We start from the raw sequence: 15159 nt of genomic DNA, 5'->3' as shown, positions 1-15159 counted from the left end.
GCCAGCCCAATGAGCAGTGAGCATTATACACCCGCCGTGAACCCTCTGCCGCCCGTTGTGGTGGCGTTGGTCCTGTTCATCATGGGGATCGAATTGGCGTTTTCGCTGGGTGCACGTGGTCTTGTGGGTGGGCCATCAGCGGTAGGTTGGCGGTTGGATGCCCTGCAGAGTTACACCTTTTCCCCGGATATTTTTCACTGGATGATCGAGAATGGACGTTGGCCGTTTGAACATGTGATCCGTTTCGTGACCTATCCGTTCGTGTCGGGCAGTTTTACCCAGGCGGTTTTTGTCAGCGTCTTCGTTCTGGCCATGGGAAAAATGGTGGCCGAAGTTTTCGGCGGTTTTCAAATGCTGATCATTTTCGTTTTGTCCGGTATCGGTGGCGCGTTGGTCTATGGGCTGTTGCTGAATCCCGCCTATCCGCTGGTCGGAGGGTTCCCGCCGGTCTACGGTCTGATCGGCGCGTTCACATGGCTGCTGTGGCGCAAGTTGTCACTGGTCGGCGAAAACCAGTCCCGGGCCTTCAGCCTGATCGCGGTTTTGATGGGCATCCAGCTGGTGTTCGGACTTTTGTTTGGCGGCACGTCCGATTGGGTTGCCGATCTGGGCGGGTTTGCCACCGGATTTGGTCTGTCGTTTTTCCTGGCACCCGGCGGATGGGCGCGGATCGTGGGACGTATTCGCCGCGACTGATCAGGACCGACGCAGCGCTTTTCTGAATTCGGACAGCTCGAACGCTTTGAAGAGGTGACCGAGTAAGAAATAGGCGGTAGCTGCAACTATGACCAGGACAAGCAGCGCCAGATAACGCCATCCGGGTACCTGGAAGGTCCAGCCAAAAATATGAAGGGCGGCGAAAAGCACAATGCCCATACCCAGCGATGCCGCGACGACGCGCCAGGCACGTCGTTTGAACCGGTCGTCAAACCGTGCTTCATCGCCGAAACGGCGCGCTCCAATCGCCAACAAGGCAACCATCGCCCAACCAGCAGTCGAAGCCGCGATCGCCGGTGCGATCCACCCCACCAACGGGTAAAGACCAAAGGCCAGCCCGGCATTGATGATCATCGCAACTACGGCATAGCGAAACGGAGAGCGGGTGTCTTCGCGCGCGAAGAACAAGGGCTGCAGCAGCTTTTGCAACATGAAAGCGGGCAGGCCGACGCCATAGATAGCTACGGCCAAGGCAGTGGCTGCCGTGTCCTCGGGGCTGAATTGGCCTCGTTCGAACAGGACCGACACCAGAGGTATTGGAATGATCAGAAAGGCAACCGTGGACGGCAGGGTCAGCAGCAGTGTGAACTCTCCGGCGCGGGAATAGGCATTGCGCGCCCCGCCCTTGTCCCCGGCCCGTAAGCGGCGGGACAGATCCGGGAGCAGGACGATCCCCACCGCAATACCGACCACGCCCAATGGCAATTGATACAGCCGATCCGCTGCGAATAGCCAACTGACAGCCTTTTCGGTTTTGGACGCGACCAACTGGCCAACCACCAGATTGACCTGCGTGACGCCCATCGCCAAAGCGGCGGGCACTGCAATGCGAACCATGCGTCGCATTTCCGGGCTGAGCTTGGGCAGGCCGGGACGGATGCGAATACCTGCTCGTTCTGTCGCCACCCAAACCAGCGCCAGTTGCGCGACCCCTGCCAGCGGAATGACCGTGATCAGCCACCAGATTACGTCGCCGCCAGACAGCGCGCCTGCGATCAAAGCAGTACAGGCAAAGATATTGAGTAAGACAGGCGCGGCAGCGGCAGCCGCGAACCGACCGGTGGCATTCAGAACGCCGGAAAACAGCGCGGCCAGCGACATGAACAGGATATAGGGAAAAACGACGTAACCGTAGTCGACAGCCATGTCGAAGCGTTCATCGCCATAGAACCCTTCGGCGGTCAGCCAAACAAGTCCAGGCATGAATACCATCGCCAATCCAACCAGTGCCAAAACAGCCGCCGTCAGCAGGTTGAAGGCATCCTGAGCAAACCCTTCGGCGTCTTCTTCGCCCTCCAACCGTTTCGAGAACATCGGTACAAAGGCGGCGTTGAAGGCACCTTCGGCAAAGAAACGACGAAACATGTTGGGCAGGCGGAAAGCGGCAACAAAGGCGTCCATCACCGGACCGGGCCCGATATAGGCGGTCAGCAGAATCTCTCGGAGAAATCCCAAAATTCGACTGGCCAGAGTCCAGAATCCGACCGTGAACAGGCCTGAAAACAACCGGATTTGTTTCATGAGATCGCGCGCTCCGCACCTTCAGTGATGGCTTTGCGCAGCTTGGTCTCAAGACCGCGTTGCTTGCTTTCGGAATGGTATTTCAGGCCGAACATGTCCTTGACGTAAAACGTATCGACAACCTGTTCGCCATAGGTCGCGATCACGGCGTTGGCGATATAGACATTGGCCGCAGCCAGCGTTCTGGTCAGGTCATACAACAGGCCCGGGCGGTCGCGGGTATCAACCTCGATGATGGTGTAGATCTCGGACCCGTCATTATCGAAGATGATATGGGTCGGCACATTGAAGGCGCGTTCGCGTTTCTTGATCTTGTCGCGCGATTTCAGAGCGTCACGCGCCACGACTTCACCCTTGAGCGTCTTTTGTATCATCTGTGTCAGTCGCGGTAATCGGCTGGCCTCAAAAGGGTGGCCCTCGGCATCCTGAATCCAGAACGCATCGGTGACGTACCCGTCCTTGGTGGTATAGCTACGGGCGTCGACCACGTTGGCCCCAACCAACGCAAGCGCGCCGGCGATGCGGGCGAAAATCCCTGGATGGTCTGCCATGGCAAAACACGCGCGGGTAGCGTCGCGATCGTCATCCGGATGCAGGTGAATTTCCATCGCGCCGGGGTCGCCGCTGTGTTCCAGCGCGCGTAGCATTTTCGCGAACTCAATATGAGTGGACAAATTCAAGCCCTGCCAATAGGGCGCATAGTGCCGCCCGGTTTCGGCCTTCAGGTCAGCCTTCGACCAATCGCCAAGCGCTGAACGCAGCGCCTTTTTGGCTTCTGCGCCACGGTTGGCCCGGTTCAGGTCTTCCATACCGGTTTCAAGCGCCCGTTTGGTTTCAGCGTGCAAGGCGCGCAGCAGGGTGGCCTTCCAGTTGTTCCAGGTGTTGGGCCCAACGCCGCGAATGTCACACACGGTCAGAACCGTGAGCAGATCCAACCGTTTGACCGTCTTAACCGCCTTGGCAAAATCGCGCACTGTGCGCGGGTCCGAGATGTCGCGTTTCTGCGCCATGTCGGACATCAACAGGTGATATCGCACCAGCCATTCCACGGTTTCCGAGTCCGATTTGTTCAGACCCAACCGTGGAGCAACCTTGCGTGCGATCTGTGCACCCAGAATGGAATGGTCCTCGGGTCGCCCCTTGGCGATATCGTGCAGCAGCAACGCTACGTAGAGGACCTTGCGATTAACCCCGCGTTTCAGGATCGATGAGGCCAGCGGTAGTGACTCGACCAATTCACCGCGTTCAATCTGGGCCAGGTTGACGATGGTCTGGATCGTGTGCTCGTCCACTGTATAGCTGTGATACATGTTGAACTGCATCATCGCCACGATGTGTTCGAACTCTGGCAAAAACGCCGACAATACTCCCAATTCGTTCATACGGCGCAGGGCGCGTTCCGGGTTGCCGTGTTTCAGCATGAGGTCCAGAAAAATGCGCTGCGCCTCTTTGTTTTGGCGCATGTCGTCGTCAATGAGTTGCAGATTGGCAGTTACAAGCCGCATTGCGTCCGGGTGGATCAGCATGCCCGTACGCAAACCTTCATCAAACAAACGCAGCAGGTTCAATTTGTCGGTAAGAAACTTCTTATGATCCGCCACGTCCAAACGACCGTGAACCACCTTGTATCCCGGCTTAACACGCGGCCTGCGCCGGAAGATGCGCTCCAGCAGGGCCTCGCCTTTGACATGTGCCGCTTCGAGTTTTGTCAGGAAGATCCGGGTCAGTTCACCGACCTTAGTGGCCTCGCGGAAATAGCGCTGCATGAAAACTTCAACAGCCCGTCGCCCAGCCCTGTCTTCATAACCCATACGCTCGGCAACCTCGACCTGCAGGTCGAAAGTCAGTTGCTCGGTGGCGCGACCGGTTACCAGATGCAGATGGGATCGGACCGCCCACAAAAACTCTTCGGCCTGAACAAAGGTGTTGAATTCCTCGGGTTCAAACAGGCCCAGAGGGACCAGCTCGGCCACGTCTTGAACGCCATAGATGTACTTTGCAATCCAGTAGAGTGATTGAAGATCGCGCAGCCCACCCTTGCCTTCTTTTACGTTGGGCTCGACCATATAGCGCTCGCCCTGTTTGTGGTGGCGCTCGTCACGTTCCTGCAGCTTAGCCTCGATGAATTGACGCTCGCTGCCCTTGAACATCTCGGTTTTCAGGCGGCTATCAAGCTCTTCGGCAAGGACCGCGTCGCCAGCCAGGTAACGCTGCTCCAGCATGGCGGTGCGGATGGTGAAATCCTCGGTGCCCAGTCGCAGACAATCCTTGATCGTTCGGGATGAATGGCCAACCTTAAGGCGCAGATCCCAAAGCATGTAGAGCATGGACTCGATGACACTCTCGGCCCAGGCGGTGATCTTGTACGGGGTCAGAAATAGCAGATCGACGTCCGAGGCCGGGGCCATTTCTCCGCGGCCATATCCACCAACAGCAAGAACCGCAATCTTTTCGCCCTGCGTCGGCGTCGCCAGCCGATGCAGATAGGTGCTGGCCACCTGCATCGCCGTGCAGACCAACCCGTCGGTAAGATAGGTGTAGGACCGTGTCAAAGGTCTGGCGTCAAAGGGGCGTTTAGCGAAGGCATCCGCAATGGTCTTGCGCCCAGCCTTTTGGGCATCGCGCAGGATGCGCACGGTTTCATTCCGCCGCGCGGCATTGTCCTGAATATTTTCAAAGGCTTCCGACAGTTGCGCCAGGATGGCGGTACTGTCAAAAATTTCATCGGCCGCGCAGATCAGCTCACCCTTGGGGGTGAGTGTCAGCACCGGCTGATCAGAAACCGGCGCCAGAGAAGCTTTGAGGGGCGGAGTCAATCACTACTACCTGTTTGTTCTGGATCGTGGCAACGGCCAGACCGCGTTCATTCGTACCGTCGGACCGAAGGCGGAAGATGCCACCAACGCCTTGGAATCCGGCGTTCTGGGTCAGGGCTGACGTGGTCAACGCGTCGGATTTGCCCTGGCTGACCAAAGCCGCAATTGCTGCAATGCCGTCATAGGCCAGACCACTGATCGGGTGCGGAGCCTCGCCATAGGTGTTGTTATACCGCTGGCGGTATGCCTGCGCCTTTGCCGGGTCGGGCAGGGCGAACCAGCCCCCTTGAACACCCGGCAGTTCTAACGTCTGTGCCGGTATGTCCCAGCGCGTCAGGCCGAGGAATTGGGTGGTGGCCGACGACACACCAGCTTCTGGCAACAGTTGCGAATACAGCGGCAGCGCACCAGCCGTCGTCGCTGTCAGAAACACCGAATCCGCACCGGCAGCATCCACGGTTGCCTTGATCGTCGGAACCGAGTTGATGACGCCTTGCTGGGACCGGTCATAGCCAACCGTACCAGCATTCGCTACGCGGCTGCTGGCAAGCGCAGTTGCAATCGCCGATTGACCAAGCTGCCCGGCTGCATCGTTGCTGTGGACGATGACCATGCTGGTCTTGCCTTGTGATCCGGAAAAGTTGACCAAACGGTTAGCCGTGTTCTGAAAGGTCGGGCCCAGAACAAAGACGTTGCCACCTGCAATGCTTGTATTGTTCGAGAAGGACAGCACGTTGACCTTGTTGTTTAGCACAGCGAGGCCTGCCGAGTTTGCTGCCTGCGCGTAAACCGGGCCAATGATGATCTTCGCCCCATCCGCGACGGCTTGTTGCGCCACTGTCGCGGCCGTGTTCGAGCTGCCCCGCGTGTCATAAACGCGCAGATCAATCTTAACATTCTGCAGATCAGCCATTGCCAGACGCGCTGCGTTCTCAAGGCTCCGTGCAAGTTGAGCGTCGCCCGAATTTCCCGATCCCGCCGGAACCAAAAGTGCGACCGGAACGGGTTTCGACGTGTTAATGGATGGGCCTCCACCAAGGCCGCCGGGCTCACATGCAGCGAGGAATGCGGCGGTTGCCAGGATCGCGGCGGATTTCGCCAGCTTGCGAACGGGCTTGCAAACGGTAAACATCTAAATGAAAACTCCCTGTCCCGGCGGCTTGGGGTACCACCAATCTGTTATGCCGCGATAATAAACGTCACGCTGTGAGGGTCCAGCTTTGAATTTCCAAAAAGTAAGATTGGGCGCTGGCCTGTATTTTGTTGCCACTCCGATCGGGGCGGCGCGCGATATCACGCTTAGAGCGCTGGATGTGCTCGCTTCGGCGGATGTCATCGCCGCCGAAGACACGCGCAGCCTGCGTCGGTTGATGGAGATTCACGGAGTCCCGCTGGATAGGCGGCGAATCCTGGCCTATCACGATCACAGCGGCGTAGGCGCGCGCGGCAAAATCCTTGATGCGTTGCAGGACGGGAAGTCTGTCGCTTATGCCTCCGAGGCCGGAATGCCGCTGATTGCCGATCCGGGATACGATTTGGGGAAGCAGGCCGCCGAAGCGGGTCATACGGTGACCTGTGCACCGGGACCGTCAGCGGCGCTGATGGCGCTGACACTGGCCGGGCTGCCGACAGATGCGTTCTTTTTTGCGGGCTTTTTGCCGAACGCGACCGGCGCGCGCCGGTCGCGGATCGAGGCATTGCGAGACGTGCCGGGCACATTGGTGTTTTACGAATCTCCGAAACGCGTGGCGGCGTGCTTGTCGGATCTTGCAACCGTGCTGGGCAATGACCGTCAGGCCGCAATGTGCCGCGAGCTGACGAAGAAATTCGAAGAAGTTCGCCGCGGGACGTTGGATGAACTGGCGGCCGACCTGCAAGGGCAGACAGTCAAAGGTGAAATTGTTCTGCTCGTGGACCGCGGACATTCGGAAACTGTTAACGAATTTGACGTAGAAGAGGCGTTGAAACGAGCCTTGGAAACCCATTCGGTTCGCGACGCGGCCGATCTGGTATCAGAGATGTACAAGCTGCCACGCCGCCCGATCTATCAGAAGGCTCTGAAATTGGGAAAGGGATGACATGGCCGCACGATCCGTTCGAAGTTCGGTGTCTTTTCATGCCGGGCAGGCTGCGGAGCAGCAGGTTGCATCAAATTATGAACAACGCGGCTATTCCATTCTAAATCGCCGCTGGCGCGGCGCCGGTGGGGAGATCGATCTTATTGCGCGCGACGCTCGCGGAGTTGTCTTTGTCGAGGTTAAGAAAAGCATCAGTTTCGATGCGGCCGCCGCCCGGATCAATCGCCGCCAGATGGATCGCATCTGCGCATCTGCGGCCCAATTCCTGGAAACCGAACCAGACGGGCAATTGACCAATGTGCGGTTTGACGCGGCTTTGGTGGATGCCTCGGGCGCCGTTCAAATTATCGAAAACGCCTTCGGTTTAACCTGATCCCCATTGAACCCCCGACGTGGCTGGGCCATGTATCTGGCGTGAAACTGAGGGACACGCCATGAAAATCGCCTTTCAGATGGACCCGATCGGGGCCGTGGATATCAATGCCGACAGCTCATTCCGTCTGGCCGAAGAGGCGCAGGCGCGCGGACACTCGCTGTTTTTCTACAGCCCGGATCAGCTGGCCTATCAAGAGGGGCGGATCACCGCACGCGGTCAGGACATGAAAGTTCAGCGCGTGGCAGGCAATCCGGCTGAACTTGGCCCGGAACATGAAGTGGACCTGGCAGAGTTCGACGTGATCTGGCTGCGCCAGGACCCGCCGTTTGACATGCATTACATCACATCGACCCACCTGCTGGACCGTCTTAAGGGCCAGGTGTTGGTTGTGAATGATCCGTTCTGGGTACGGAACTACCCCGAGAAACTGCTGGTTCTGGATTTCCCGGAATTGACCCCGCCGACAACAATTGCGCGCGACCTGCAGACCATCAAGACGTTCAAGGAAAAGCACGGCGACGTCATCCTCAAACCGCTTTATGGAAACGGTGGTGCAGGAGTTTTCCGACTGGATGCGAATGATCGCAACTTGACCTCATTGCATGAACTGTTCACCGGATTCTCGCGCGAGCCTTTGATTGTTCAGAAATTCCTGCCGGATGTCAGCAATGGCGATAAGCGTGTGATTCTGGTCGATGGTGACGCAGTCGGTGCGATCAACCGCGTACCGGCCGCGGGCGAAACGCGTTCGAATATGCATGTGGGCGGTCGCCCTGAGAAAATCGGCCTGTCTGAGCGCGATTTGGAAATTTGTGCCGCGATTGGACCGTTGCTGAAAGAAAAAGGCCAGATCTTTGTGGGTATCGATGTGATCGGCGACTACCTGACAGAGATCAACGTGACCTCGCCGACCGGCATTCAGGAACTTGAGCGGTTTAACGGCGTGAACGTCGCTGAAAAGATCTGGCAGGCGATTGAGGCCAAGCTTTAAGACGCGGCCTTGGCGCTGATACGAAAGCTGAGCGCCTCGGCAATGTGAGGGCGCCGGACATCCGGTGCCCCGTCCAGATCAGCGATGGTACGCGCCACACGCAGGATTCGGTGAAAGGCGCGGGCGGACAAGCCAAATCGCTCGGCCGCCTTCAGCAACAGGTCTTTGCCTTCAACATCCGGGGCAGCGATTTCATCCAGCAATTTACCCTCGACATCGGCGTTCTGACGGGTGGAAGGTGTGTCGCGAAACCGCTCTGCCTGAATCGACCGGGCTTGTTCGACGCGCGCGGCAACGGTGGCGGAACCGTCACCCGAGGGTGGTAGGTCCAGATCGGTGAAACTGACCGGGGGCACCTCAATCCGCAAATCAAACCGGTCCATCAGCGGCCCGGAGATTCGGCTCAGATAATCCTCTCCGCAAACAGGTGCGCGGGAACAAGCGCGCCCGGGATCGGTGAGGTAGCCGCATTTGCAAGGGTTGGCCGCCGCGACCAACATGAACCGGCAGGGGTATTTCACATGGGCATTTGCACGCGCGACCATGACCTCTCCAGTTTCAATCGGCTGGCGTAGTGTCTCCAGAACCGTGCGCGGAAATTCCGGGAACTCGTCCATGAACAGAACGCCGTTGTGGGCCAGCGAAATCTCGCCCGGCTTTGCCCCCCTGCCGCCACCAGCGATCGCCGCCATGGACGCCGTGTGATGAGGTTCGCGAAACGGGCGGCTGCGACTGATTCCGCCTTCGTCCAAGAGCCCGCACAGAGATTGGATCATTGAGGTTTCCAAGGCCTCTGCTGGCGTGAGCGGCGGCAAAATTCCGGGCAGCCTAGCAGCCAGCATAGATTTCCCTGATCCGGGCGTGCCGGTCATGATCAGATGATGTCGCCCGGCCGCGGCGATTTCCAAGGCGCGTTTGGCGCGCTCTTGCCCTTTGACGTCGCGCAGATCCCTCGCGCTGGGCTCAAGTGTAACTTCGCCGGGTTGCGCGGCGGGCAGAGGGGACTGGCCCGAGAAATGCCGCACCACGTCCCCAAGAGACCCAGCCCCGATGACCTGCGTCGCATCGACCCAAGCAGCCTCGGCGCTTGACGCGCGCGGGCAAAGCAAAGCGCGGTCCTCTGCTGCAGCGGTCATTGCGGCAGGCAAGGCGCCAACAACAGGTACCAGAGAGCCGTCCAGAGACAGTTCGCCCAGCGACACCGACCCTTCGGCGGCGTCCCGAGGAATGATCTCTAACGCAGATAGCAGCGCGACCGCGATGGGAAGGTCGAAATGGCTGCCTTCTTTGGGCAGGTCGGCGGGTGACAGGTTGATCGTGATCCGTTTCGACGGCAATGCGATGGCCATGGAACTTAACGCGCTGCGGACGCGGTCCCGCGCTTCGGACACAGCTTTGTCGGGCAATCCTACGATGGAAAAGGCGGGCAATCCCGGCGAGACGGCGCATTGCACCTCGACCGGGCGGGCATCAACCCCTTGAAAAGCAACAGTATGGGCGCGGGCAACCATGAATGACCTTTTTGGTTAACAGGTCGTTGCTGCCACGGTCGCGGTTTAAGAATCGTTAACAACGCGGGTCATTTCGGTGAATTTCGGCCAGGCTCCGGGATCAGCGACAGTTTTGTCACGGCAGAACGAATTACAGAACCCCCAGCGTTGGCCGTCGAGTTCAAGAACTGCAGTAATGGCTTTGCCGGAATAGGGGCAGGTGTCATTGATTGACGTCGTGCCATGCACCGCCTTTGCCTGCGACGTGCCGCCGATTGGCCAAGGTTTTGATTGCAGATCCATTGGGTAGGGAAACGGGTCGTATTCGACCGTCAGTCCCATCGCACGCCATTGGCGGACGGGTCCATCTGACAGCAACTCAAGACAGTATTCGCGACTGGCATTAGACACGGGCAAGCCGTAGCCGATGATCCGCGCTGCGACTGGTGTGTAGAACACGTCAGCCAGCGAATAGCGACCGAACAAAGGACCGGTATTTGCGCCTGACACATCACGGGCACGAGCCCACAAGGTCTCGATCCTTGCCAGATCGGTGCGCGTCTCTGACGAAGGAACGAACCCTTGCCAACACTGTTTGAGTTGCATCGGACACTGCCCGCGCAATGCGCCAAATCCAGCTACCATTTCCGCGCAAAGCCATCGCGCGGTGGCGCGCGCGGCAGGATCTTCGGGCCACAACCCGGCTTCCGGATGCAACTCGGCCAGCGTTTCCGCCATCGCCAGACTTTCCCCAACAACGGTGCCATCGGGCAATCGCAGGGCGGGGACAAGGCGCGCAGGGGCGAGGGGTTTCATATCCTCGGCCATGGTCCCCGAATAAAGGCCGATCATATGGGAACGATAGGGCAGACCGAACTTCTCAAGCATCAGCCACCCGCGCATGGACCAACTGGAAAACAGGCGGTCTCCAATAAACAATTCATAAGTCATACGGCAAGGATGGCGTGGCCGACCCGTTCAGTAAATCAGTGATTTGTGCGCGGTTGCATCACGGAAGATGATTGATCTGCCCAACGGACCAGTGTTTTCCGTGATGCGTGATTTCGGTAACCGAAAGGTTGTCGATGCGATGGCTGAAAGCCTCTTGCGCGTCGACGTCCAGCGCCCTTTGGACCTGTGTCAGGATCACGCCAAAATGCGCCACGACCACAATATCGCACCCGCTGTGGCGCGCGATTAGTTCGTCTACGGCTGCGTTGACGCGTCCGCGAACCTCGTTCCAGCTTTCCCCGTTGGGGGGGCGTACGTCGCCGGGGCTATCCCAATATGCGAATGCAAGCTCGGGGTCTTCGGCCTCGATCTCTTTGAAAGCACGCAGTTCCCACGTGCCGAAATTGATTTCGCGCAGCGCGGATCGATGCGGTAATCGCTGGCGACTGCCCTGTATGGCTGAGGCGGTATCTGCGGCCCGGCTCAGATCAGAGGAAACAACAAGTGCCTTGGCGGGTAGGTGATCATGCAAGCGGGCAACGGCTGCGCGATCGCTCAGATCGGCGGGAAGGTCGGACCAACCGACCATCGTTTTGGCATGAGTTGGGCCATGACGCACAAGATGCAGACGTGTCAATCCAGTTGTCCCTTCACTACAATTGGCAATCCGGCCGTTACCTGCACCACCAGATCGGCCTCGGCGGCCAACGCGATGTTCAGCCGCCCCTGCGCCTCGCGGAACCGACGGGATAGCGCATTGTCCGGGACGATCCCGTGTCCAACCTCGTTCGAGACGATGACGACCTGTGAGGAACACAAGCGTAGGGACTGCAAGAGCGCGCTTTGCGCCTGCTCCAGATCGTTTTCTGCAAGCAAGTGATTGGTCAGCCACATGGTGGCGCAGTCGATCAGACAAACAGAGTTCGGGGACAAATCTGCCAATGTCGGGCCAAGGTCAAGCGGTGCCTCGATCGTCTTCCAGCCTTCGCCCCGTTGGGAAATATGGCGCTGAACCTTACCTCGCATCTCATCATCAAACACTTGTGATGTCGCTAGGTAAACTCTCTTTTTTCCTGATGAAACAACAAGATGTTCGGCAAAAGCCGACTTGCCCGAGGCCGCGCCGCCCAACACAAAGGTTAAATCCGGACTCACGATAATTACCTTCCATGTGATCCACCCGGTTTTGTTTTGCGTATCGTTCATAGGTCGGCAAAGCAACCCCGGCCCGCGCCTGTGAAAAGGGGAGATTTCAATGGCACTGGACAATGCGAACGACTTCTCGATGTCCCGGAGGGCAATGAAAGCTGAACTTCTGGATGCGGAAACAGAATTGAAGTTGGCATATGCGTGGCGGGATGACCGCGATGAACAGGCCCTTCACCGGTTGATCACAGCCTATATGCGCCTGGCTATTTCAATGGCGGCCAAGTTCAAACGCTATGGCGCGCCGATGAATGACCTGATCCAAGAGGCAGGTCTGGGCTTGATGAAGGCCGCCGACAAGTTTGATCCCGATCGGGGGGTGCGGTTTTCGACCTACGCGGTCTGGTGGATCAAGGCGAGCATTCAGGACTATGTGATGCGCAACTGGTCCATGGTTCGGACCGGATCCACATCTTCGCAAAAATCACTGTTTTTTAACATGCGACGTGTGCAAGCCCGACTAGAGCGTGAGGCCGCAACCGATGGCATGGATCTGGACCGGCATCAGCTGCATCAGATGATCGCCGCCGAAATAGGCGTGCCGCTGCGGGACGTTGAAATGATGGAAGGCCGCCTGTCAGGCTCTGATTTCTCGTTGAATGCCGTTCAATCGGCAGATGAAGACGGCCGGGAATGGATCGATGCGCTGGAAGATGAGCGCGAACAAGCCGCGGAGGCGGTCGAAAACAGTCACGATACCCAGCAATTGCGTGAATGGCTGGTGACGGCAATGCAGGCTTTGAATGATCGCGAGAGGTTCATTGTCCGCGAACGCAAGTTGCGCGAACCCGCCCGAACGCTGGAAAGCCTTGGTCAGGAACTGAGTTTGTCCAAGGAGCGCGTGCGTCAGCTTGAGGCTGCGGCTTTTGTGAAAATGCGCAAGAACCTTGAAGCCCAATCGCGTGAGGTGCAACACTTCATCGCATGAAACATCTTGCGATTCTGCTTTGTGTACTGGTGGTTATGGCCAACCCTGGCCATGCCGATGAGTTGATACCCGACGACGTTGTGTCTGCGATGACGTCTGCGGACGTCGTCATATTAGGCGAAATTCACGACAACCCGCAGCACCACATCATTCAGGCCGAGGCGTTGAAGGCCATCAATCCCTCGGCGGTTGTCTGGGAAATGGTGACTGAAGAAGGTGCTCAGAAATTGGCGGACAAGGCCATTTCCGATCCGGAAGAGCTTGCCAGAATTCTGAAGTGGCTCGAATCCGGTTGGCCGCCGCTTAGCATGTACTACCCGGTCTTTCAGGCCTCAGACGCGCCGGTTTACGGTGCCATGGTTCCGCGTGCGGCGGCCCGCGCGGCAATGGAACGTGGCGCCGCCACGGCTCTGGGTGCTGATGCTGCCCGTTATGGATTGACGGTGCCACTGCCGAAGGATGAGCAGGCCGAGCGTGAGGCTGATCAACTCGCTGCCCATTGCAACGCAATACCAGAGACTGCGCTGCCGCAACTGGTCGCAATCCAACGGTTGCGGGATGCGGTTCTGACAAGGGCCATTTTGCGCGCTTCGGATGATGCGGGCGGACCTGTTGCAGTGATCACCGGCAATGGTCATGCCCGTAAGGACAGAGGGATTCCAACCTTTCTGTCCCGACTACGCCCCGGTTTGAAAGTTTTCGTACTGGGTCAGTCCGAGGATGGCGTCATCGACGGTGAGTTCGACGCTGTGATCGACAGCCCCGGCAACGAACGTGAAGACCCTTGTCTGGCGTTTGAGACACAGAATTAACCGCTGGAACTGTCCGTCGGCCTTGCCTAATGTCGGGCCGACCGGGACGGGAAGGGCACAATATGCTGGCATCGAAACGCATTCTTCTAATCATCGGCGCTGGAATCGCGGCCTATAAGTCGCTGGATCTGATCCGGCGGCTTAAAGAACGTGGTGCTTCGGTAACACCGGTTCTAACAGGCGCGGCAGAAGAGTTCGTAACCCCGCTGTCGGTCTCGGCGCTGGCTGGAGAGAAGGTTTATCGCGATCTATTTGACCTGACGGACGAGGCCGAGATGGGCCATATCCAACTATCGCGGTCCGCCGATCTGATCGTGGTCGCACCGGCAACAGCGGACATGATGGGAAAGATGACGGCTGGGCTGGCCAACGATCTGGCCTCGACCCTGCTGATGGCGACAGATACCCCGGTTTTGTGCGCACCGGCGATGAACGTTCGCATGTGGGACCATCCGTCAACACAGCGCAACCTCAAGCAACTGCAGGCAGATGGCATCCGGTTCGTTGGCCCAAATGAAGGCGACATGGCTTGTGGAGAGTACGGCCCAGGTCGAATGTCGGAGCCTCTTGAGATTGTGGCCGCGGTCGAGGCGCAACTTGGCAACGGTCCGCTGAAGGGCAAGCGCATTCTGGTCACCTCCGGCCCGACACATGAACCGATCGACCCTGTGCGCTACATCGCCAACCGGTCCTCGGGCGCGCAGGGCACTGCGGTGGCACGGGCGTTGTCTGCGCTGGGTGCTGATGTGGTTTTTGTCACCGGCCCTGCCGATGTTTCGCCGCCCGAAGGTGTGCAGGTGATCCGCGTGGAAACCGCGCAGCAGATGTCTGACGCGGTCGACGCTGCACTGCCGGTAGATGCGGGTGTGTTTGCTGCTGCGGTTGCGGATTGGCGCATGGCGGCTGCTTCGGACAAGAAGCTTAAGAAAAGCCGCGATGGTCTTCCGGTGCTTGAGTTTGCTGAGAACCCGGACATCCTCAAACGCGTGTCCAGGCTGGATGCGGGGCGGCCGACGTTGGTAGTTGGCTTTGCCGCAGAAACTGACAACGTGCTTGAACACGCGACCGCAAAACGTGCGCGAAAAGGTTGTGATTGGATCGTCGCCAATGATGTCAGCCCGGCGACCGGCATCATGGGGGGCTCGGAAAACGCGGTTACCCTGATCTCGGACGATGGGGCTGAAGAATGGCCGCGTATGGGCAAGGATGCCGTGGCGCAACGTCTGGCGCAAAAGATCGCCGACGCTTTGGCAAGCTGAACAAGAGGTGCAGT

The 15159-nt window shown here is 58.4% G+C and carries 14 protein-coding genes; 7 read left to right on the top strand and 7 right to left on the bottom strand.

From position 1 onward, the window contains the following. The first annotated feature begins 9 nt into the window (after positions 1–9). The gene (locus AC2FI8_RS10415) at positions 10–696 is read left to right on the top strand and encodes a rhomboid family intramembrane serine protease (protein WP_496778899.1); all 687 of its coding nucleotides are present in this window, start codon (positions 10–12) and stop codon (positions 694–696) included. On the opposite strand, the gene murJ is transcribed toward AC2FI8_RS10415, so the two are convergent. Genes murJ through AC2FI8_RS10400 form a run of 3 tightly spaced genes read right to left on the bottom strand, consistent with a single transcriptional unit; the run spans position 697 to position 6186 of the window. Then, positions 697–2238: a murein biosynthesis integral membrane protein MurJ gene (murJ, locus tag AC2FI8_RS10410; RefSeq protein WP_496778897.1), complete on the bottom strand. Its 1542-nt coding sequence runs from the start codon at positions 2236–2238 to the stop codon at positions 697–699. It abuts the gene before it with no gap. Continuing rightward, on the bottom strand, positions 2235–5054 hold the full coding sequence (locus AC2FI8_RS10405; protein WP_496778895.1) for a [protein-PII] uridylyltransferase: 2820 nt from the start codon (positions 5052–5054) through the stop codon (positions 2235–2237). Before AC2FI8_RS10405 ends, murJ begins: the two co-directional genes overlap by 4 nt. Beyond that, positions 5014–6186, bottom strand: a complete 1173-nt coding sequence (locus tag AC2FI8_RS10400; protein WP_496778893.1) for a penicillin-binding protein activator — start codon at positions 6184–6186, stop codon at positions 5014–5016. The genes AC2FI8_RS10405 and AC2FI8_RS10400 overlap by 41 nt, the downstream gene beginning before the upstream one ends. Before the next feature lie 88 nt (positions 6187–6274). Here AC2FI8_RS10400 and rsmI point away from each other — a divergent pair, with 88 nt between their 5' ends. The 3 genes from rsmI to gshB all read left to right on the top strand — a co-directional run bounded on the left by rsmI (position 6275) and on the right by gshB (position 8499). After that, complete coding sequence (rsmI, locus tag AC2FI8_RS10395; protein WP_496767469.1) at positions 6275–7132, top strand: 16S rRNA (cytidine(1402)-2'-O)-methyltransferase; 858 nt, start codon at positions 6275–6277, stop codon at positions 7130–7132. Position 7133: 1 nt separating this feature from the next. Continuing rightward, entirely contained in the window at positions 7134–7505 is a 372-nt protein-coding gene (locus AC2FI8_RS10390; RefSeq protein WP_496725862.1) for a YraN family protein, read from the top strand. 61 nt (positions 7506–7566) lie between these two features. Continuing rightward, the gene (gene gshB / locus AC2FI8_RS10385) at positions 7567–8499 is read left to right on the top strand and encodes a glutathione synthase (protein WP_496725863.1); all 933 of its coding nucleotides are present in this window, start codon (positions 7567–7569) and stop codon (positions 8497–8499) included. Here the strand turns inward: gshB and AC2FI8_RS10380 are convergent. Genes AC2FI8_RS10380 through cobU form a run of 4 tightly spaced genes read right to left on the bottom strand, consistent with a single transcriptional unit; the run spans position 8496 to position 12095 of the window. After that, a complete protein-coding gene (locus tag AC2FI8_RS10380; protein WP_496767465.1) occupies positions 8496–10010 on the bottom strand; it encodes a YifB family Mg chelatase-like AAA ATPase in 1515 nt (504 codons plus the stop codon). The two genes, gshB and AC2FI8_RS10380, sit on opposite strands and share 4 nt — an antisense overlap. A 45-nt stretch (positions 10011–10055) precedes the next feature. Continuing rightward, the gene (locus AC2FI8_RS10375) at positions 10056–10940 is read right to left on the bottom strand and encodes a glutathione S-transferase (protein WP_496767462.1); all 885 of its coding nucleotides are present in this window, start codon (positions 10938–10940) and stop codon (positions 10056–10058) included. A 58-nt stretch (positions 10941–10998) separates the two neighbouring features. After that, on the bottom strand, positions 10999–11577 hold the full coding sequence (locus tag AC2FI8_RS10370) for a histidine phosphatase family protein (protein WP_496767461.1): 579 nt from the start codon (positions 11575–11577) through the stop codon (positions 10999–11001). Next, positions 11574–12095, bottom strand: a complete 522-nt coding sequence (gene cobU / locus AC2FI8_RS10365; protein WP_496738942.1) for a bifunctional adenosylcobinamide kinase/adenosylcobinamide-phosphate guanylyltransferase — start codon at positions 12093–12095, stop codon at positions 11574–11576. The genes AC2FI8_RS10370 and cobU overlap by 4 nt, the downstream gene beginning before the upstream one ends. Positions 12096–12195: 100 nt before the next feature. Here cobU and AC2FI8_RS10360 point away from each other — a divergent pair, with 100 nt between their 5' ends. The 3 genes from AC2FI8_RS10360 (at position 12196) to coaBC (ending at position 15145) form a co-directional block, all read left to right on the top strand. Further along, positions 12196–13074: an RNA polymerase factor sigma-32 gene (locus AC2FI8_RS10360; protein WP_496738943.1), complete on the top strand. Its 879-nt coding sequence runs from the start codon at positions 12196–12198 to the stop codon at positions 13072–13074. Continuing rightward, a complete protein-coding gene (locus tag AC2FI8_RS10355) occupies positions 13071–13886 on the top strand; it encodes a ChaN family lipoprotein (RefSeq protein ID WP_496778891.1) in 816 nt (271 codons plus the stop codon). The genes AC2FI8_RS10360 and AC2FI8_RS10355 overlap by 4 nt, the downstream gene beginning before the upstream one ends. 62 nt (positions 13887–13948) lie before the next feature. Beyond that, positions 13949–15145 carry a bifunctional phosphopantothenoylcysteine decarboxylase/phosphopantothenate--cysteine ligase CoaBC gene (gene coaBC, locus AC2FI8_RS10350; RefSeq protein WP_496767456.1) on the top strand — a complete coding sequence of 399 codons (1197 nt, stop codon included), beginning with the start codon at positions 13949–13951 and terminating at the stop codon, positions 15143–15145. Positions 15146–15159 lie beyond the last annotated feature (14 nt).

The organism is Ruegeria sp. CDSB029 (assembly GCF_059611125.1).
The sequence above is the reverse complement of the archived record's forward strand: the minus strand, read 5'-3'. Positions and strand labels throughout refer to the sequence as shown.